Raw genomic sequence first — 18,467 nt, 5'->3', positions numbered from 1 at the left:
GGTAAGGGGGTGGTTTCGAGTAGGCCGAATCGCCGCTATCAGGCTTGCACGGTGGGGCGGACGACTATCTCGCTGACGTCGACGCCGTCGGGTTGTTCGATGGCGTAGCCGATGGCGGAGGCAATCGCCGAGGGCGGCATGGCGATTTCGTCCCGCTGCTGGGTCATCGCGGCCGCGGCTTCAGGGCTGGCTCCCTTGCCGATGCCTTCGGTATTGGTGAAGCCGGGTGAGACGAGTGTGACGCGCAGGTCGGGTCCCGACTCCTGGCGTAGGCCCTCGGTAAGCACCTTCACCGCCGTTTTGGTGGCTGCGTAGACCGCCTGGGGGGTTTTGACGACATAGGCCGCAGTGGAGCCGACGTTGACGAACTGGCCGAAGCGCTGCCGGCGGAAGATGGGCAGAGCCGCCCCGATGCCGTTGAGCAGGCCGGTGATGTGGGTGGAGACCATGGCATCCCAGTCATCTTGGCGCAGGTCGTCGAACGGTGAGACGGCCATCGTGCCTGCGTTGGAGACGAGGACGTCGAGTCGACCGTACTGGTTGAGGGCCGTGTCCGTCAGGCGCTGGAGGTCTTCGCGGCGCGTGACGTCGACGATGACGCCGGTGGCGGTGCCGCCCTTCGCCGTGATGCCGTCCACGACGGCATTCAGTCGGTTCTCGCGCCGGGCTCCGAGCAGGAGCTGGGCGCCCTTTTCGGCGAGGTAGGCCGCGGTTGCCTCACCGATGCCGCTGCTGGCGCCTGTGATCGCGACGACTTTTCCCTGGATGCCCGACATGATCGGCTTCCCTTCTTGGGGTGGCGCGCAGGTCAGTGCAGTGACCTACAGTGAAACCGGAGGTGTCCCCAGTTAGCTCACCCTAAGTGGGGGCGTATCCGGTTAGCAAGTTCGGAGGGCTTCGAAGAGGGATGGCGAACACTGATGACCGACGGAACGCTTCGGCCGCTGCGGGCTGACGCACGGCGGAACAGGGAGAAGATCCTTACGGCCGCTGTACGCGTCTTCACGACGGAGGGGCTGGATGCGCACCTGGAACGCATCGCCAAGGAGGCAGGCGTGGGCAGTGCGACCCTGTACCGCAACTTCCCTACCCGGGAGGCCCTGATCGAGGCGGTCTACCGCAACGAGGTGGCCCACCTGTGCGATGCCGCCCCCGCTCTGCTTGCGCAGAAGCCGCCAGCAGAGGCCCTGCGCGCGTGGACACGCCTATTCCTGGACTACGTCACTGCCAAGTACGGCATGATCGACGCCCTGCGCGCCATCGCCGCGACGGGAAGCAATCCCTATGGTCACAGCCGGGAAATGATCCAGGCCGCCATTACCTCACTCATGGACGCTTGCACGGCCGCCGGGGCGATCCGCACTGATATCCAGCCCACCGACATCAGCGCTGCCCTGGAAGGCATCGCCCTCACCTCGGCGGGTGCTGAACACCGACGGCAAGCGGAGCGCCTGCTCGACCTCACCCTGGACGGCCTCACGGTTCGCCCGTGAGGACTCCCCGAGGTTCTGCGGTGGTGGAGCGGACCCACGCACGATGAAAGCAGCACGTTCGCCGCCCGTGCGAGCGTGCGCGAGGCCTTCTCCAACTCGGGTAGCGTGGACAGCCGTTCCTTCTCCGTCTTCCGCTTCGCCACATTCGGCAGCCGGGTGGCCATGAGGACCTGGAACAGATCCAGGGCCTCATCGATCGCCTTGGTCTCCAGGTGCCGCATCACCGCGGTGAGCATCGCCGAGCGCTTCGGTTCCGGCGCCCGCTCCAGCAGCGGCGCCTTCGACCCCAGCGCGTACCGGGCCGGCGCCGCCATCCGGTCCAGCACCTCCGAAACTCCGTCAGTCAGGCGTCTGCAGGCGGGTGGCGAGCAGCGCGACGTCGTCTTCGGCAGGACCGGACACCAGGTGCATGACGATGGCGTCCAGGATGTCCTCAAGGGGCCCGTCCACGGTCAATCGCAGGTCCGTCAGCCGCTGGAGCGAGGTGTCGATGTCCAAGCTGCGCTGCTCAACCAGGCCATCGGTGTACAGCAGCAGGACCGCTCCGGGAGGGATGGGCACGGTCAGCGCCTCGTAGCCGCCCAGCTCGGTTCCCAGCGGCGGACCGGTCGGTACGGAAAGCAGCTCGGTGCGGCCTTCCCTGTGCAGCAGCGCCGGGGGCAGGTGGCCCGCGCTGGAGATCGTGCAGGTACCGCGATGAGGATCGACGAGGGCCAGCAAACAGGTGGCGAACCGGTCCAGTCCGATGCTGGCGACCCGGTGGTCGGCCTCGCTGAGGAGTCCTTCGACCGACGTGTCGGCAAAGGACAGGCTACGGAGCAGGGAGCGGTAGTGGCTCATGGCGACGGCCGCAGTGAAGCCGTGGCCCATGACGTCGCCCATGACGAGTATGCGGCCCGCGGGCAGGGCGATCGAGTCGAACCAGTCGCCCCCGACCAGTGCGCTACGTCCGGCGGGCAGGTAACGGGATGCCACATCGATGTCCGGATGCGGGCTTCCGGGCTCGGACAGCAGGGCGTGCTGAAGTTCCAGGGCCATGGTGTGCTCAAGGGTGTACTGGCGGGCGTTGTCGATGGTCACGGCAGCGCGGCCGGCGAGGTCCTGTGCCACCACCACGTCGTCGTCCGTGAACGGCGCCGACTGCCCGGCCCTGGAGAGGTAGACGCCCCCGACCGGATGCCCCCTGGTCGGCAGCGGGACGAAGAGCCAGGAGTGGATTCCTGCGGCGCGCACGGCCTCGATGTGCCCGGGTGTCGGAAACATCTTGCGGAGCACCTCGTCCGTGGCGAGGTTGGCCGTCCACGGCTGGCCGGTGTCGAAGGAGCGTCGCGTCGGCGAGCCGCGGGCGAGGTCGAAGTGGTCTCCGATCGTTCCGATCCGCTCCATGTGACGACCGATGTCGGGACTTCCCGATGCCGCCACCATGCGTATCCGTACGATGCCCAGGGGCGGCGGCGGTGCCCCGGCCGATTCGTCCTCGATGACGAAGACGGCAGCCGTGTCCGCCAGGCTCGGCACGATGAACTCGGCCAGCTCGGTGCAGGTCTTCTCGACGTCGAGGGTCGTGCCGACCCGGGTGGCCGCGGTGTCCAGCAGCGCCAGCCGCTGATGGGCGTTCTCCAGATCGTCCATGTACTGGCGAAGCCCGCTGATCTCCACTCCGATGCCGCACAGGCCAAGCACCCGTCCCTTGTCCTCCAGCCGGTGGTAGACCGCGCTCCACTGTCTGCGCCTGAACGGCGAAGACGCGCGCGTGCGGCCCGTGACCGCCAGCGCCCGGGGCTGTCCGTCTGCGAGGACCATGCGCAGGATCTCGTCGGAGCGGTGGATGTCCGGCAGGACCTCGGTCATGGTCCGGCCCAGGAACGCCGCCGCCGGCACCCCGCCCATCCGGCCCATGGCGGCATTGACATACAGGTAGCGCAACCCTTCGTCCAGGACAGCCACCGCTGCGGAGGTACCGTCGAGGATGCTGCGGAGCATCCCGTACTCGCGAGCCTGCTCCGACACGTCAGCCGACGATGCCCCCGCCACCGCGGACAGAAAGGCATCCTGAGTACCCGAGAAGAGCCACCTGGGCGGCAGCCGGTCAAAGCCCACCCGAATCCTCCTCATTCCCTGACGAGGTCATGGCTCATCCCATCGTGGACCTGCCCGCAGAGCACCGCATCCGCAGCGCCAAGCCCCTCATCCGTGGGGGGCCCAGTAGTCTCGCCGAGCGAAAAGCAACGGGGTGGCCCCTGACCTCGGGTGCAGGGAAGAACCGCGTCACCGGGGGTGGCCAGGGCATGAGGCGCCCAGCTCTGAACAGCGGCCTCGGCCCCTGAATGGCGGGGCGCGGTTGTGCGGGTCACCGTGCGCCGTTGCCGTTCAGGCACGCGCCATGAGGACGGGCAGCTCCCGGTGTTCCCGAGAACGGGAGTCAGCCTCCCTGGGTCTGTTCCCGGGAGTACCCGTCACTGCCCGATCCGGGCGTGAGGGCCTGTTCGGAGGCGGTCGGTGGTGTGAACAGTGTCTGGACGGTTTCGGTGGCCAGGTCTCGGAGCCAGGTGTGGGCGCGGTCGTCGTCGTAGCGCTGGTGCCACAGGAGGTACAGGGGGACCTCGGGCAGCGGGATGGGCGGCAGCAGAGTGGCGAGGCCGAGTTGTTCGCGGGCTGCGCGGGTGACCGCGTTCGGGAGGGTGACGACCAGGTCGGTGTCGAGGGCGAGTTGCAGTGCGAAGGCGGCGGTGGGTCCGGCGGCGACGACGCGTCGTTCGAGGCCGCGGGTGGTCAGGGCGTCGTCGATCGGATCGCGCAGGTTTCCGCGTCGCGAGACGGTGATGTGTTCGGCGGCCGCGTAGCGCTCGATGCTCAGTGGGCCTTCGGTGACGGGGTGGCCTGGTCGGACGGCGATGACCAGCCGGTCGCTGCCGACGAGGCGGTGGCGTATGTCGGGGAGCGTCGGAGCGCTGGAGCTCGATTCGAGGTCGACCTCACCCCGGCGCAGCTCGGCGTCGTCCGTCCCGGGTTCGGCGGACAGGCGCAGCCGGACGCCGGGGGCCTGGCGGTGGACGGCGGTGATCAGGGCGGTGCCGCAGGCGGCGGTCAGGGCGTCGTGCCAGCGCACGGTGAATACCCGGTCCAGGGCTGCCAGGTCGAGTTCTTGCTGCGCGGAGAGAAGGTGGTGGGCCTGCTGTACGAGGGCGTGAACCTGGGCGCGCATCGCCAGTGCCCGGGTGGTGGGAACCATGCTGCGGCCGGTGCGGACAAGGATCTGGTCACCGGTGGCCTTGCGGATGCGGCCCAGAGAGCGGCTCATCGCCGGTGCGGTGACATGGAGGCGTGCTGCGGCGCCGGCGACGCTGCCCTCTTCCAGGAGTGCGTCCAGGGCCGTGAGCAGGTTCAGATCCAGTTGCATGGCAGTAACTCTACAACTGCATAGCATGCACTTGTTGTTAATGGGTGAGGGGCCTACCTTCGAAGTGCAGGCGCGAGAGACGCAGCGCCGCATACATCAAATCCAGGGGAGCCCATCATGAGCACAGCCATGCCTTTCGCCGCCGACACGACGCTCCTGTCCGAGGTGACCGCCGCGGTGAAGACGGCAGGCCTCACCCTGCGCGACCGCCACACCCCGCATGCCCGGGGCGTCAGTCTGGAGGAGGTCGTCGCTGAGATCCACGCCAACGACGACGCGGTGCTGAACGTGCTGCGGGAGCCGCTGCTGCAGGCCCGGCGGGGATCGCAGTGGGCCGAGGACGAGCTGGCCGGCGGTGCCCTCCCCTCGGGGGAGTGGTGGGTCGTCGACCCCGCCGAGGGCAACATCAACCACGTTCACGGCATGGAGGACTGGGCCGTGACCGCCACCCTGGTCCGCGACAACCAGCCGGTGCTCACCGTCGTCCACCTGCCACTGACCGGCGACACCTACACCGCTGTCGCCGGCGGCGGTGCCCGCCTCAACGAGCGGCCCCTGAAGGTGTCCGCCAAGGCCGACCTGGGCGCCGCGCTCGTCGGCACCGGCCAGGCCAGGCCCGGTGAGGACGAGCGCACCTTGCGGCGGATCGGTGACTCGGTCACCGCCATGCTCACAGGCGGCCTGGTCGTGCGCGTGTCCGTGCCCGCCACGATGCAGCTCATCCAGGTCGCGGCCGGACGCACGGACGCCTTCTGGCAGTTCTCCGACGTTCGCTCCGGTCTGGTCGCCGGTGCGCTGCTGGTCTCCGAGGCCGGAGGCACCGTCACCGACCTGGCGGGCGAGCCCTGGAACACGGGCAGCCGCGACTTCCTGGCCGCGGCTCCCGGCATCCACACCGCCGCCCTCAAGGTCCTTTCGCCGATCGCCTGACCGGACACCTCCGCTCTACCCACCTCACACCGCAAGGAGCATCACCTCATGACCCGCATCGGCATCCTGGGCGCCGGCCGCGTCGGCGCCAACCTCGCCGGCAAGCTCTCCGCAGCCGGACACCACGTCACCCTCGGCGTCCGGAGCCCGGAAGAGACAGCAGCGCCTGCCGAAGGCATCGACCCCGGCATCTCCTTCGCCGACCAGCGAACCACCGCCCGCACCGCGGACGTCGTGATCAACGCGACGCCCGGCGACAGCACCTTGGACCGCCTCACCGATCTGCGCGCCGAACTCGCCGGAAAGATACTGGTCGACGTCTCCAACGCGACCCGCGACGGCGACGACGGGCTGCCCGGCGCCCTGTGCTATCCCGGCAGCAGCCTCGCCGAGCAACTTCAGGCCGTCCTCCCGGACACCCGTGTGGTCAAGACCCTCAACACCATGCTGTTCATGGTCATGACCGCCCCCGAAACCCTGGCCACCCCGCCGACCGTCTACGTGTCGGGTGACGACGAACACGCGAAGAAGACGGTCACCGGCCTGCTCGGCGACCTGGGCTGGCAGCCCGCATGGATCGAGGACCTCGGCGACATCACCACGGCCCGCGCCACCGAGGCCATGATCCTGGTGGTCCCCCACATCCTGCGCCGACGCGGCTTCCAGCCCTTCGCCGTATCCCTCGCCCACTGACCCCGCCGGGGTCGGCACCACGGAGCGGGAGTCGGCCGCCAATGCCTTCCTGGGCCGCTACCTGTTCAACGTCAAGCCAGCGGCCCCGGCCAGGGGTTGCGCCCGTTGCGTGTCCCGATGCCTCGCGTGAGGACGGGCCGGAAGAAGGCTGAGCGGGCGCTGTTCAGCTGCCGCAGGCGTAACGGAGGGGGTCCGCTCAGCGCTCCTGCGTTGTGGGGCGGCTGCCGAAGGCCGTGATGGCGGCAGCGGCTGAGAGTACGGCCAGTACGGCGAACAATGCCGGGTAGCCGCCGAGCGGGCCGGCGATGAGCGTGCCGGCGAAGGGGGCGAGGGCAGCCGCGGTGTGTGCGGGTGCGCCGAGGAGTCCGGAGAGCCGGCCGTAGTGGGTGGTGCCCCAGCGGTCGGTGACGGCGGTGGCCTGGAGGAGGGTCAGGTTGCCCCGGACGATCCCTGCCAGCACGGACAGCACGACGAGGAGTACGTATGGTCCGGGGATGAGAGCGAGGGCTGAGGTGGTGAGGCCGCCGAGTCCGACGAGGGTTGCGGTGCGGGTGATGGTGCCGGTGTGGCGGGCGAGGGCGGCGTAGAGGGTGCGGCCGAGGGTTTGTCCGGCGCCTCCGAGTCCGAGGGCCCAGGCGGCTTGGGTGGTGGTGTAGCCGCGTTCGAGGAAGAGGGGGACGAGGGCGATGACGACGGCGTACATCGCGAACGCGGAGAGGGTGAAGGTCGCAGCGAGCATCCGGAACGCCCGGCTGCGCATGGCCGGCTCCGGCCCCTTGGCCGGGTGGCCCGGGCCGGCGTCCGGGGCTGGGGGCCAGGGCGCGCGGAGGGCCAGGGCATGGGTGGGGATGGTCAGGGCGGCGAGGATCGCGGCGAGGACTGCGTAGGTGGTGCGCCAGGCGTAGTGGCCGGCGAGGACAGCGGTCAGGGGTGCGAAGACGGTGGAGGCGAGTCCGCCGGCGAGGGTGACGATGGTCAGGGCGCGGATGTGGTCGGGGGCCCACCAGCGGGTGAGAGCGGCGAAGGCGGGCGGGTAGAAGGTGGCGGCCATCGCTGCCCCGGCCAGCAGCCATCCGGCGGTGAAGACAGCGAGGTTGGGGGCGGCGGCCACGACGAGGAGGCTGGTGGGGCCGAGGACCGATCCGGCCGTCATGACGAGTCGGGGGCCGCGGTGGTCCAGCACGCGGCCCACGTAGATGCCGACGACCGCCGAGACGATGAGCGCGGCGGAGAACGCGGCCGTGGTCGCGCCCGCGGGCCAGCCGGTGTTCTGCGTAATGGCAGGGTTGAGGACGGGGAAGGCGTAGTAGAGGACGCCCCAGCTGGTGATCTGCGTGGCGCAGAGGGCGGGCAGGACGGCGCGTGGCCGCGACCGGACCCCCGTCCCGGTCGCGGCCACGTCGGCCTTGGTGTTGGTCATGCGGTCAGCAGCCGCCGGAGGAGGCGGGTGCGCCGATGGTGAGGGTGGCCGGGGCCGCGCAGCAGCCGCCGGCACCGCTCTGCTCGGTGGTCTCGGGCTGGTCGAAGAGGCCGGCGCCACCGCATACGCCGGTCTCCGGGAGGGTGAGTTCGACGCGTTCGGCGGCCTCGCGGTCGCCGGCGAGGTGGGCGGCGATGGAGCGGACCTGCTCGTAGCCGGTCATGGCCAGGAACGTCGGGGCGCGGCCGTAGGACTTCATGCCGACGAGGTAGACGTCCTTCTCCGGGTGGGAGAGCTCGTTCACGCCGTGCGGGTAGACGGTGCCGCAGGAGTGCTGGTTCGGGTCGATCAGCGGCGCCAGCTCGACCGCGGCTTGCAGGCGCTCGTCGAGGCCGAGGCGCAGCTCGTCCAGGAAGGTGAGGTCGGGGCGGAAGCCGGTCAGCACGATGACCTCGTCCACCGCGTCCAGTCGGCGGCCGTCCTCACCGACGAGGACCAGGCGCCCGTCCCCGTCCCGCTCGAAGACGTCGGTGCGGAAGCCGGTGACCGCGTCCGCGTATCCGGCGTCAACGGCGGCCTTGGCCGCGAGACCGAGCGCGCCGCGGGCAGGCAGCTGGTCGGCCTCGCCGCCGCCGAAGGTGGAACCGGAGATGCCGCGGCGCAGCACCCAGAGCGCCTTGGTGCCGGTTCCGTCGCCGGCCTTGGCCAGGTCGGCGAGATAGGCGAGGGCGGTGAAGGCGGAGGCGCCGGAGCCGATCACCGCAGTGCGCTTGCCCGCGTACCGGGCCCGGACGGCCGGGTCCTTGAGGTCGGGGACGCGGTAGGCGATTCGGTCGGCTGCTGCCTTCTCGCCGAGGGCGGGCAGTCCGCTGCCGCCTGCCGGGCTTGGGGTGGACCAGGTGCCGGAGGCGTCGATCACGGCACGGGCGAAGACGCGCTCCTCACGGCCGTCGCTGTGCTCGATGTGAACGACGAAGGGCTGGGCGTCGCGGTCGGCGTCGACGACCCGGTCGCGTCCGGTGCGGGAGACGCCGGTGACGCGGGCGCCAAAGCGAACGCGGTCGCCGAGGATGTCGGCGAGGGGCTGGAGGTAGAGCTCGGCCCAGTCCCCGCCCGTCGGGTAGGAGGCCGCATCCGGCTTGACCCACCCGGTCGGGGCCAGGAGCTTCTCCGCAGCCGGATCGACGACCTCACCCCAACGCGAGAACAGGCGTACGTGAGCCCAGTCGCGGGTGGCGGCGCCGGCGTGGGGGCCGGCTTCGAGTACGAGGAAGTCCAGGCCGCGGTCTTCGAGGTGGGCGGCGGCGGCCAGGCCGGCGGGGCCGGCCCCGATGACGACGACGGGCAGGTGGGTGGTGGTCTGGCTCATGACGTGTCTCCGGGGTCTTCGTGCGGCAGGCGGGCAGGTGGGGCGGGCTGGGGTATCAGCAGCAGCCGGTGGCGGCGGCTTCGCGCTGGGCCTGCGGGTCGCAGCAGGCTCCGGCTTCTTCCGCCCGCTCGCTGGTGCCGCAGCACGGGGAGGCCTGGGCGGGGGCCGGGCCGCAACACGAGGCCGGGGCTTCGGTGACGGGGATGACTGGCTCGGTCATGACGACTCCCTCGGTGTTTCGATGGCTGTCGATGTCTTGCGCTGCCAGCATGGCACCTGCTTCGATGAACGTCAACATAGACATTTGTCGAATTCACCGAGTTGTTCATGGAGCATGTCGAGGTGGTGGTCATCGGGGGCGCCCAGTCCGGCCTGGCGGCCGCGCAGGCCGCTTCGGCGGAGATCCGGACCGCTACCCGCCCCGCGACGAGGTCGTCGCCTACCTGGACCGGTACGCCGCCCGCCGGCGGGGATCCGCACCGGCTGCCGCGCGGCCCGCGTCGCGGCGGAGGCGGCCGGCCGGTTCCGTGTCGGCCTGGAGGGTGGGGCCGTTCTGACGGCCGGGGCCGGGGCCGTGGCCGTGGTCGCGGCGTCGGGCAGTTTCGGCAATCCCTACCGGCCGGCACTGCCGGGGCCGGAGTCCTTCACCGGCCACCTCCTGCACGTAGCGGACTATCGCGGGCCCGAGGCGTTCGCGGGGCAGCGGGTCGTGGTGGTGGGTGCAGGCAACTCCGCAGTCCAGGTCGCCGCCGAACTCCCCCGCACCAGCCGGACCACCCTGGCCACCCGGGCGCCGGTGAGGTTCGCCCGCCAACTCCTGTGGGGCCGCGACCTGTACTTCTGGCCGACTCGTACGGGCCTGGGCGCCGCCGCGCTCGGCCGCGTCCTGCGCACGCCGCCGCTCAGTGCCCTACCCAGCTTGCTTCGACGTATGTCAACATAGACGCATGTCGAATGCGAAGGTTCTGCCGCTCCTGGAGTCCGAGGCCGTCGCCCCGTGCTGCCCCCCGCTCAATGAGCGTCCCATGTCCGCAGACGAGGCCGAGGTCGCGGCGAAGATGTTCAAGGCCCTCGGCGATCCGGTCCGCCTGCGCCTGTTCTCCGCCGTTGCCTCCCACGAGGGCGGCGAAGCGTGCGTGTGCGACATCTCCGACGTCGGCGTCTCCCAGCCGACCGTCTCCCACCACCTGAAGAAGCTCAAGGAAGCGGGGCTGCTGTCCTCCGAGCGCCGCGGGACCTGGGTGTACTACCGGTTCGAGCCCTCCGTGCTGGCCGCCATGGGCGCCCTGCTGGCTGGCGCCGCACGCACCTGAGGTCACGCCCGGGGCAGGCCCGGCTGCTGACACGAAAGCATTCATCGATTATCGTCGATTAACGATGAATGCGAAGCTGACGCTGACCGAGGAAGACGCCCGCACCTACGCGAGCTGGTTCAGGGCGCTCGCGGATCCGACCCGGGTCCGGCTGCTCCACCTGCTCGCCCGGGAAGGCAGGCCCATGAGTGTGGGCGAGATCGTCGAGCGGGCCGCCGTCGGCCAGTCGACCGTCTCGCACCACCTCAAAATGCTTGCCGAGGTGCGCTTCGTCCTGGCCGACAAGCGAGGTGCCTCCACCTTCTACGAGGTCAACCGCACTTGCCAGAGCGTCTTCCCCGACGCCGTACGCGCGATCCTCGGCGAACAGGAGCCGGCCGGTGGCTGCTGACCTGACCATCCTGGCCATGGAGGCTGGACACGCCGAGCAGGTCCTGGACATCTACCAGGCCGGCATCGACGAGGGAAACGCCACCTTCGAAACCCGGGCACCGAAGTGGGAGGTGTTCGACGCGGCCAAGCTGGACGCGCACCGCTTCGTTGCCCTGGGCGCGGCAGGTGCGGTGGCGGGCTGGGTCGCGGCGAGCCCGGTCTCCGACCGCTGCGCTTACGCAGGCGTGGTCGAGCACTCCGTCTACGTAAACCCGGCCGTGCGCGGGCGGGGCGTCGCCCGAGCCCTTCTCGGGGCGCTGATCGCCTCCACTGAGTCCGCCGGCATCTGGACCATCCAGTCCGGCATCTTTCCCGAGAACGCCGCCAGCCTGGCCGCCCATACCAAGGCAGGGTTTCGGGTGGTCGGCGTACGTGAACGCATCGGCCGTCACCAAGGCAGTTGGCGGGACGTCGTCCTCGTGGAGCGTCGCAGCTCCGTCGTGAACTGACGTTGCGGTGGTCTTGGCGGGCGCTGTGGGTATTCAGCATGACCCGGGCGGAAGGAGCGGCATATGGTCAGCCCCGCTCAGCTGGACCGGCGGGCCGTATGGGATGAGTACGAGCGCGCCCGTCGCACGTTCCGCCGATTGCTGGAGGCCACATCCGCCGGCGATCTCAAGCGCCCCCAGCACTTCGACTTCCACCGCCACCAGCTCACCCTCTCCCATAGGACCAGCCAGGCAACGCCGTGACGCCACGGCGTCTGCAGGAGTGTGGTCAGCAGCAGTCGCAGCCTGGACGGCAACCGCAGGGTCCGGTCGCGCGGGCCTGTCCTTGCTCAGGGTCCGCGCTGGCATGTGCGGTTGAGTCGCGGGTGCCTGGCCACAGCTGTCTCCTCCGCTGTTCCCGGGCGCCGGGCTCAGCGGCACCCGGGAACTCACGGCTGTCAGAGGGCCGGGGTGGCTTCGTACCCGGCGGTGGCGATGGCGGCGAGGATGTCGGCGGGATCGACGTGGCCGTCGGTCTCGACGACGGTGCGGCCGGTGCGCAGGCTGGTCGTGCTGGCCTTGACGCCGGTCAGTTCCTCGACCTCGTCGTCGATGAGGAGGCCGCAGCTGTTGCAGTGCATGCCGGTCACGTGGAACTCGATGCGGTGGGTCATGAGGTGGTGTGCTCGCTCTCGAAGGTGATCTGGCCGCCGTACATGCCCATGCCGCAGGTGAATTCCAGGCTTCCGGGTTTGGGCGATCCCAGGTCGATGGTGGTCTGGCCGGTCACGGGCAGGATCTTCTGCACGCCCAGCCGAGGTACGACGAAGGCGCGGACGCATCCGCCGGTCCCCTTCGTGGCCACGACCAGGGTGGTGGGGATGCCGGCCTTCGCGGTGATCGCGGCGGGTGTGTAGGAGTTGGTGCGGGCCTGGAGGGTCACGGTCTGGCTCCCGTCGGGACGGACGACGACCGTCTGCGCCGGGCCCTCGGCTGCCACTGCTGCTGCTGGTGCGGTGGCGGGCCACCAGCCGCCGAGGCGGAGCCCCGAGGAGAGGGTCCAGACGGCTACGAGCAGCACGATGGCGGCGGTGACGAAGGTGAGGCGGCCCTGCCACAGGCGGGCGGTGGAGCGCAGGAAGAACCCCAGGAGGGCGAAGAGCGGTCCCGTGCCCAGGACGAAGCCGGCCATCACGGCCGTCCCCGCGAGCGGATTGCCGCTGGTGACGGCGATCAGCTCCACGCTGAGGGTGACCCCGCAGGGGATCAGTACGGTCAGGAAGCCGAGCACGGCCGGGGTGGTGACGGCGGCCGACTTCGCCGAGCGGCGGACCCTGCGTCCCCAGGACGAGGGAAATCGTGGGACGAAGCGGCGTACCGCGGTGACTCCGAACATGTCCAGGGCGAAGAGAATCATGAGCAGGCCGGCCAGGAGCATGAGGACGGCCTGGGCGCGGGGGCCGGGCTGGATGGCGGCGCCGATCAGGCCGAGGGCTGCGCCGAGGAGGGAGTGGGAGAGGAGTTTGGCGCCGAGGAAGGCGCCGATGGGCGTGAACAGCCCACTGCGTTCCCACCTTTCCTTGGTCCACTCGGTGGACCGGCGGCCCACGGCCCCGGCCAGCAGTCCGCCCTGGACGGCGGCGCAGGAGGCACCGCCGGCGAACAGTCCGGTGGTCACACCGGTGAGGAACAACGTGGTCGATGAAGCCATGAAACGGTTGGCTCTCTGTGCAAATAGCGCGGATCAGGACACGGCGAAGCAGCCCGAGCAGCCGTAGCGGCGCGGGTGCGGGTCCGGTCAGGTCCGGCTGATACAGAGAGAGTCGAGGTCAGGGGCCCGTGGACGGCAGGACAGCAGATGCCGCGCAGACACCGATGAGGGGGTCGTCGCGACGGAGGTGCCCCACCCCGGGCCGGGCGCCAGGTCCGAAACCGGACCGGCCGCCGTCGTCACCTGGGCCGACGCGAGCGGGCACTGCATGGCCGTCGTCGGGCAGTCGCCCTCCATGCCGACGGATGCATGCTCGCCGGGCCGAACCATGCTCGCGGCCGGGCCGGCGTCCATCGCGGTGCCGTGCATCGGCATGGAGTGGGTGAAAAGGACCCCGCACACCAGAAGCGCCACCGCCAGGACCCCGGCGGTGAGAGCCGAGGCGCGCTGGACGAGACGGGTGGAGGGCATGACCGAGATCCTATGAGAACGGCCCGGCGCCTCGAACGCCAGGTTGCCGTCGCGCCGCGGCTGAGGCGCCCGCACACCTGATCGGCGGACGCCAGGGTCAGGTCAGCAGGTCCGCGATCTGCCGGGCGGCCTCGCGGGCGGGCCGACCGGCGCCGATCAGGGTGGCGGAGGCGGGTCCGGTCCAGTCGCCGTAGCCGAGCAGGTGCAGGCGCGGCTCGTCGACGGCTCGGGTGCCGTCGGTGGCAATGTGGCCGCGGGTGCCGCGCAGGCGCAGGCCGGCGAAGTGGGCCAGGGCTGGGCGGAAGCCGGTGCACCAGATGACCGCGTCGGCATCCGCGCTGGTGCCGTCCGCCCATTGCACGCCGGTGGAGGTGAGCCGGCTGAACATCGGTCTGGCCGTCAGGAGTCCGGCGTCGCGGGCGGCGCGGACCGGGGGTACGGCGACGATGTCGCCGAGGGAGGCGACGCCTCCGGTGTCGGTGCGGCCCTCGTCCAGGGCACGGCGGCGGGCGGTGGCGTGGTCGAACAGGGCGCGGCCGTCGATGTCGTCGGCGAGGTAGCGCGGCGGCCGCTGGGTCACCCAGGTGAGGTCGGCCGTTCCGGCGAGGTCAGCCGCGATTTGTGCACCGGAGTTCCCGCCGCCCACCACGATCACGCGCTGTCCCGCGAACTCGGCGGGGCTGCGGTACTGAACCGTGTGCAGCTGGCGACCTGCGAAGTCCCGGCGGCCCGTGGCGGCCGGCAGGAACGGGCGGGTCCACGTCCCGGTGGCGCTGACGACGGCACGGGCCTGCCAGTGGCCGCATTCGGTCTCGACGCGCAGGAACGCGCCGTCGCGGTGGACCGCGTCCACCCACACGCCGTGCTCGACCGGGAGCTCGTACCGCTTCTCGTAGTCTGCGAGGTACGACACCACGTGCCCGGCGTCGGGGTAGAGCTGTCCCTCCTGCACCGGCATCAGCCGGCCCGGCAGCGAGGAGTACGCGGCCGGGGAGAACAGCCGCAGCGAGTCCCAGGCGTGCTGCCAGGCCCCGCCGGGTGCCGTCTGGGCGTCGAGGATGACGTGCTCGATGCCCAGACGTCGCAGGTGGTAGCCGGCGGCGAGTCCTGACTGGCCGCCGCCTACCACCACCACGTCCGTGCGTCGGCTCATGCCGCGGGCGCCCCGGTGTCGGTCTTGCCGTGCATGAAGATGATCGCGACCAGTGCCAGGCCGACGATGACACCCGCCAGCTGCATGGCGATGAAGCCGGCCACCGAGGCGGGGGCGATGCCCGCGAAGGTGTCGGTGAAGGCGCGGCCGATGGTCACGGCCGGGTTGGCGAAGGAGGTGGAGGAGGTGAACCAGTACGCGGCTCCGATGTACGAGGCCACCGCGACCGGGGCGAAGCGGAGGCGGTCGGTGCGGGCCAGGCCGAAGATCAGGAGGATCAGGCCGGCGGTGGCGACGACCTCGCCGAGGAGGAGGTTGCCGGCGGAGCGGTCGTGTGTGGACCACTTCACCAGCGGTTCGCCGAACATCGCGTCCGCCAGGATCGCGCCCGCGATGGCGCCGGCGATCTGCGAGGGCACGTACACCGCCAGCTCACGGGAATTCACGCCTGCGCCGCCGCGACGGGCGGTCCACCACTCGGCCAGGGTGACGGCCGGGTTGAAGTGCGCGCCGGAAACCGGACCGAGCAGCGCGATCAGCACACCGAGGCCGAAGACCGTGGCCGTGGAGTTGGCCAGCAGCTGGAGCGCGACGTCATCGGTGAGCTCGGTGGCCTGGATGCCTGACCCGACCACGACCGCCACCAGGGCGGCGGTCCCGACGAGCTCGGCTGCGGCGCGGGCGATCAGTGGGGTGCGGGGTGGGGCGGCGCCGGGGGCGGGCTGCGGCGACGTATCGGCGGCTATGGCGTCGCTCGCCGCGGGCTCGGTGGCGGTCAAGTCGGGTTCTCCTCGGGCAGGTGAGGCAGAGCGGGCTATGGGCAGGACCGCTTGAGGTTCGCTTCGGCGGTGGCGCGCGCGGTCGCCGCGAGGTAGGCGAATTGACCGGCGAGGGCTTCGATGACTTCCGGGCGCAGGCGGTAGTAGATGTACCTGCCGCATGGCTCCGTCTCCACGACCCCGGCCTCGCGCAGCACCTTCAGGTGGTTGGAGAGGTTGGTCTGCTTGGCACCCGTCTCCTCCACGAGGTGGGTGGTGCAGAGCGTCTCCTTGGCGAGGAGGGTCACGATCTGGAGCCTGAGCGGGTCGGCCAGAACCCGGATCAGATCAGTGTCGACTGACGTCATCATGGGCTGATACTGTCACATCATCGAGGGCTGACACCAGTCCGGGCTGAACCATGCCGCAGGTGCGCGGTATGCGACGGCCGCGCCTGCCATGAAGGAAAAAGCCGATGTCCGCGAACCCGCTCGCGTCCGTTCTGTTCGTCTGCATCCACAACGCCGGCCGCTCCCAGATGGCCGCAGGCTTCCTGCGCCACCTCGCCGGTGACCGCGTCGAGGTCCGCTCCGCCGGTTCCATGCCCGGCGACCAGATCAACCCCTCCGCAGTGGCCGCGATGGCCGAACTGGGCATCGACATCTCCGACCAGACCCCCAAGGTGCTGACCCCCGAGGCCGCCCAGGCGTCGGACTACATCATCACCATGGGCTGCGGCGACGCCTGCCCGTACTTCCCCGGCAAGACCTACCTCGACTGGCAGCTCGAAGACCCCGCCGGCCAGGGCGTCGAGGCCGTCCGCCCCATCCGCGACGAGATCAAGGGCCTCATCGAGGGCCTGATCGCCGAAATCGACACCAAGCAGAAGGCGTGACCCAGGCGACCGACACGATCCCTGCCGAGGGCATACGCGACGTCGTCATCACCGGCTCCGGCCCCGCCGGATACACGCCGCCCTCCACACCGCCCGCGCCCAGCTGAGGCCCCTGCTGTTCGGCAGCTCCATCTTCACGTCGGCGGCTCCCTGACCACCACGACCGAGGCCGAGAACTTCCCTGGCTTCCCCGACGGCGTCGACGGCCCCGACCTGATGGCGATCATGCGGCCCCAGGCCGAGCGGTTCGGCGCCGAGATGGTCGACGACGACATCGTCTCCTTCGACCTCACCGGCGACATAACTAGGTCGGCCTGTCGGTACGGGAAGGCACCGTATCCTCCGTCACCCTCCTGCGGCGCCTGAACAACCACTCCCACAAGAACGAGATCTACAAGGTCTTCCGCGAGGCCGGCGCAGTAAGGACGGCCGTGCTGCTCCGGCACCTCCGGGACCCACAGCTGCGGGAGCAGATCACCAGGGCGACGCGATCCCGAACTCCAGGATAAGGCCGTGAGGTTCCTCGACCTGATGGCCAACAGCATCCTCTTCTCCCCCACCGTCGACCATGACCGCACACTGCGCCGGATGGCCGCCCAGGGCTGGGAGCCGAGCCCCGACGACATCGCCGCGCTCAGCCCGCACCGGAGAGACAACGTGCTGCGCTTCGGCGACTACGACACCGCCACCCTCCACATCCCGCCCGGCCCCTACGACAGCGCGCTTCGCCTTCCAGCGGACGGCCCCTGACGATGCTCTCCTCCAAGGGTCCGGCCAAGGCAAGCCGAAACCCTGTGGAGCCCGCCTGCGGGGCATGGAATGATCTTGGGCGACTGCTGAAGGAAGGGAAGGTCAAAAAGGTGTACGTCCCGTCATCTGTACGAGCTCTCGATGACGACGAGCGTGAGCTCGTGGAGCTGGCACGCCGCACCATAGACGCGCATACCGACGCCGGGCCCGATGAAGATGGCATCCACACGGTGGGCGCCGCGGTCATGGCCGCCGACTACCGGATGTTCGCCGGCGTGAACCTCTACCACTTCACCGGCGGGCCCTGCGCCGAACTCGTGGCTCTGGGAGCTGCGCGGGCCCAGGGCGCCCGCCAGATGCGCTGCATCGTCGCTGTGGGAAACCATGGGCGCGGGGTCATCGGCCCGTGCGGGCGCGATCGGCAGGTCTTCGTGGACTACTACCCCACCATGCGCGTCATCGTGCCCACCCCCGCGGGGCTGAGGTCCGTGCTCGCCGCCGACCTGATGCCGCTGGCCCAGCGATGGACCGCGGAGGCCGGCATGAACGGTCTCGACCCCTTGCTCTACCAAGACCCCGAGACGGCCGGTCCCCCGATCATTCGGTTCAACCCCCGCTACCTCGAAGTCGTCCGCTCCGGCGCCAAGACCAAGACCACCCGCTTCCGGGACCCGGCGCAGCTCGGCCCGGCACGGCTGGTGTTTGAGAGCGACCCGGAAGTCGTCCTGTCGGCAGAGGTGACCGGCATCAGGCACTGCCTGGTCAGTGAGCTCACCGACCGGGACGCCCAAGCTGAAGGGCTGACGACCGCAGCCGAACTCCGGGAAGCGCTCAACGGCCACTACCCAGATCTGGCGGGAACCGACGAAGTCGACGTCATCACCTTCCAGATCGACGACAAGAAGGGCGCCGCGTAAACCGTGGATGCGCCAACGACGGCTGGGCCGCAAGGTGACGACGAGCACTCAGGCGCTGACCACGAATATTGACGGCATCGGCGTCCGTGGCCTCGGGCAGCCCCGCCCGGAGCGACAAGCCCCTGACTGCACAGATTGCAAGAATCAGAATCGGCCGGGGCTGGATCGCTTTGTCATGCAAGCCTCAGGTGCGGCTCCTGAAGAGCAACGGCGGTTTCATTGAGGAGTCCCCCTGCAGCGGAGCTGCCCCCGCAAGAAACCGCCGGGCAGCCGGTCGCTTTCCCACGTTCCGAGATCAAGAAAGCGAGCGCCCGCACGCCCCGCGAGCAGGCCT

At 70.2% G+C, this 18,467-nt stretch carries 21 protein-coding genes and 3 pseudogenes; 11 read left to right on the top strand and 13 right to left on the bottom strand.

The features are described from left to right. Positions 1–38: 38 nt before the first annotated feature. Positions 39–776: an SDR family oxidoreductase gene (locus ABZ128_RS11165; protein WP_356847601.1), complete on the bottom strand. Its 738-nt coding sequence runs from the start codon at positions 774–776 to the stop codon at positions 39–41. 144 nt (positions 777–920) lie between these two features. Between ABZ128_RS11165 and ABZ128_RS11160 the strand changes: the two genes are divergently transcribed. Further along, positions 921–1,493 carry a TetR/AcrR family transcriptional regulator gene (locus tag ABZ128_RS11160; RefSeq protein ID WP_356847599.1) on the top strand — a complete coding sequence of 191 codons (573 nt, stop codon included), beginning with the start codon at positions 921–923 and terminating at the stop codon, positions 1,491–1,493. Between the two features lie 50 nt (positions 1,494–1,543). On the opposite strand, the pseudogene ABZ128_RS11155 reads toward ABZ128_RS11160, so the two are convergent. From ABZ128_RS11155 to ABZ128_RS11145, 3 genes and pseudogenes are all read right to left on the bottom strand, one after another. Further along, positions 1,544–1,813: pseudogene (locus ABZ128_RS11155) on the bottom strand (hypothetical protein); the annotation flags it as partial. A 19-nt stretch (positions 1,814–1,832) separates the two neighbouring features. After that, positions 1,833–3,503, bottom strand: coding sequence for a SpoIIE family protein phosphatase (locus tag ABZ128_RS11150; protein WP_356847597.1), 1,671 nt, complete (start codon positions 3,501–3,503; stop codon positions 1,833–1,835). Positions 3,504–3,915: 412 nt separating this feature from the next. Further along, on the bottom strand, positions 3,916–4,893 hold the full coding sequence (locus tag ABZ128_RS11145) for a LysR family transcriptional regulator (protein ID WP_356847596.1): 978 nt from the start codon (positions 4,891–4,893) through the stop codon (positions 3,916–3,918). A gap of 117 nt (positions 4,894–5,010) precedes the next feature. Here ABZ128_RS11145 and ABZ128_RS11140 point away from each other — a divergent pair, with 117 nt between their 5' ends. Beyond that, positions 5,011–5,823: an inositol monophosphatase gene (locus ABZ128_RS11140; protein WP_356847595.1), complete on the top strand. Its 813-nt coding sequence runs from the start codon at positions 5,011–5,013 to the stop codon at positions 5,821–5,823. Between the two features lie 48 nt (positions 5,824–5,871). Beyond that, complete coding sequence (locus ABZ128_RS11135) at positions 5,872–6,516, top strand: NAD(P)-binding domain-containing protein (protein ID WP_356847594.1); 645 nt, start codon at positions 5,872–5,874, stop codon at positions 6,514–6,516. Between the two features lie 196 nt (positions 6,517–6,712). Here the strand turns inward: ABZ128_RS11135 and ABZ128_RS11130 are convergent, their stop codons facing one another. From ABZ128_RS11130 to ABZ128_RS11120, 3 genes are read right to left on the bottom strand one after another with little or no spacing between them, the layout of a single operon-like run. Next, positions 6,713–7,936, bottom strand: a complete 1,224-nt coding sequence (locus ABZ128_RS11130; protein ID WP_356847592.1) for an MFS transporter — start codon at positions 7,934–7,936, stop codon at positions 6,713–6,715. A 4-nt stretch (positions 7,937–7,940) separates the two neighbouring features. Beyond that, entirely contained in the window at positions 7,941–9,305 is a 1,365-nt protein-coding gene (locus tag ABZ128_RS11125; protein ID WP_356847591.1) for an FAD-dependent oxidoreductase, read from the bottom strand. 55 nt (positions 9,306–9,360) lie between these two features. Further along, positions 9,361–9,525, bottom strand: a complete 165-nt coding sequence (locus ABZ128_RS11120) for a hypothetical protein (RefSeq protein ID WP_356847590.1) — start codon at positions 9,523–9,525, stop codon at positions 9,361–9,363. A 360-nt stretch (positions 9,526–9,885) separates the two neighbouring features. Between ABZ128_RS11120 and ABZ128_RS11115 the strand changes: the two genes are divergently transcribed. The 4 genes from ABZ128_RS11115 to ABZ128_RS11100 all read left to right on the top strand — a co-directional run bounded on the left by ABZ128_RS11115 (position 9,886) and on the right by ABZ128_RS11100 (position 11,499). Beyond that, positions 9,886–10,248 (top strand): NAD(P)-binding domain-containing protein, encoded by a 363-nt coding sequence (locus tag ABZ128_RS11115; RefSeq protein WP_356847589.1) that lies wholly within the window; start codon positions 9,886–9,888, stop codon positions 10,246–10,248. A gap of 4 nt (positions 10,249–10,252) precedes the next feature. Continuing rightward, on the top strand, positions 10,253–10,618 hold the full coding sequence (locus tag ABZ128_RS11110) for a metalloregulator ArsR/SmtB family transcription factor (RefSeq protein ID WP_356847588.1): 366 nt from the start codon (positions 10,253–10,255) through the stop codon (positions 10,616–10,618). A gap of 64 nt (positions 10,619–10,682) precedes the next feature. Further along, a complete protein-coding gene (locus ABZ128_RS11105) occupies positions 10,683–11,009 on the top strand; it encodes a metalloregulator ArsR/SmtB family transcription factor (protein ID WP_356847587.1) in 327 nt (108 codons plus the stop codon). Positions 11,010–11,025: 16 nt separating this feature from the next. Beyond that, on the top strand, positions 11,026–11,499 hold the full coding sequence (locus ABZ128_RS11100; RefSeq protein WP_356847666.1) for an N-acetyltransferase family protein: 474 nt from the start codon (positions 11,026–11,028) through the stop codon (positions 11,497–11,499). Positions 11,500–11,936: 437 nt separating this feature from the next. Here the strand turns inward: ABZ128_RS11100 and ABZ128_RS11095 are convergent, their stop codons facing one another. The 6 genes from ABZ128_RS11095 to ABZ128_RS11070 form a co-directional block, all read right to left on the bottom strand. Then, a complete protein-coding gene (locus ABZ128_RS11095; RefSeq protein ID WP_356847586.1) occupies positions 11,937–12,152 on the bottom strand; it encodes a heavy metal-associated domain-containing protein in 216 nt (71 codons plus the stop codon). After that, positions 12,149–13,189, bottom strand: a complete 1,041-nt coding sequence (locus ABZ128_RS11090; protein ID WP_356847585.1) for a sulfite exporter TauE/SafE family protein — start codon at positions 13,187–13,189, stop codon at positions 12,149–12,151. The genes ABZ128_RS11095 and ABZ128_RS11090 overlap by 4 nt, the downstream gene beginning before the upstream one ends. Positions 13,190–13,276: 87 nt before the next feature. Next, positions 13,277–13,660, bottom strand: coding sequence for a hypothetical protein (locus ABZ128_RS11085; RefSeq protein ID WP_356847583.1), 384 nt, complete (start codon positions 13,658–13,660; stop codon positions 13,277–13,279). A gap of 97 nt (positions 13,661–13,757) precedes the next feature. Continuing rightward, on the bottom strand, positions 13,758–14,813 hold the full coding sequence (locus ABZ128_RS11080) for an ArsO family NAD(P)H-dependent flavin-containing monooxygenase (RefSeq protein WP_356847581.1): 1,056 nt from the start codon (positions 14,811–14,813) through the stop codon (positions 13,758–13,760). Beyond that, positions 14,810–15,592 (bottom strand): aquaporin, encoded by a 783-nt coding sequence (locus ABZ128_RS11075; protein WP_356847580.1) that lies wholly within the window; start codon positions 15,590–15,592, stop codon positions 14,810–14,812. The genes ABZ128_RS11080 and ABZ128_RS11075 overlap by 4 nt, the downstream gene beginning before the upstream one ends. Positions 15,593–15,627: 35 nt before the next feature. Further along, complete coding sequence (locus ABZ128_RS11070; RefSeq protein WP_356847578.1) at positions 15,628–15,942, bottom strand: metalloregulator ArsR/SmtB family transcription factor; 315 nt, start codon at positions 15,940–15,942, stop codon at positions 15,628–15,630. A gap of 104 nt (positions 15,943–16,046) precedes the next feature. Here ABZ128_RS11070 and ABZ128_RS11065 point away from each other — a divergent pair, with 104 nt between their 5' ends. From ABZ128_RS11065 to ABZ128_RS11050, 4 genes and pseudogenes are all read left to right on the top strand, one after another. Then, on the top strand, positions 16,047–16,466 hold the full coding sequence (locus ABZ128_RS11065; RefSeq protein ID WP_356847577.1) for an arsenate reductase ArsC: 420 nt from the start codon (positions 16,047–16,049) through the stop codon (positions 16,464–16,466). Between the two features lie 17 nt (positions 16,467–16,483). Beyond that, positions 16,484–16,769 (top strand): annotated as a pseudogene (locus ABZ128_RS11060) (NAD(P)/FAD-dependent oxidoreductase); the annotation flags it as partial. Between the two features lie 11 nt (positions 16,770–16,780). Next, a pseudogene (locus ABZ128_RS11055) lies at positions 16,781–17,216 on the top strand (Tn3 family transposase). Between the two features lie 2 nt (positions 17,217–17,218). Further along, a complete protein-coding gene (locus ABZ128_RS11050) occupies positions 17,219–18,133 on the top strand; it encodes an ASCH domain-containing protein (RefSeq protein WP_356847576.1) in 915 nt (304 codons plus the stop codon). Positions 18,134–18,467: the final 334 nt, after the last annotated feature.

Origin of the sequence: Streptomyces sp. NPDC006326 (genome assembly GCF_040612915.1) — a bacterium.
Classification (GTDB): Bacteria; Actinomycetota; Actinomycetes; order Streptomycetales; family Streptomycetaceae; genus Streptomyces.
Note: the sequence above shows the minus strand (reverse complement) of the source record. Positions and strands in the feature narration are given on the sequence as shown.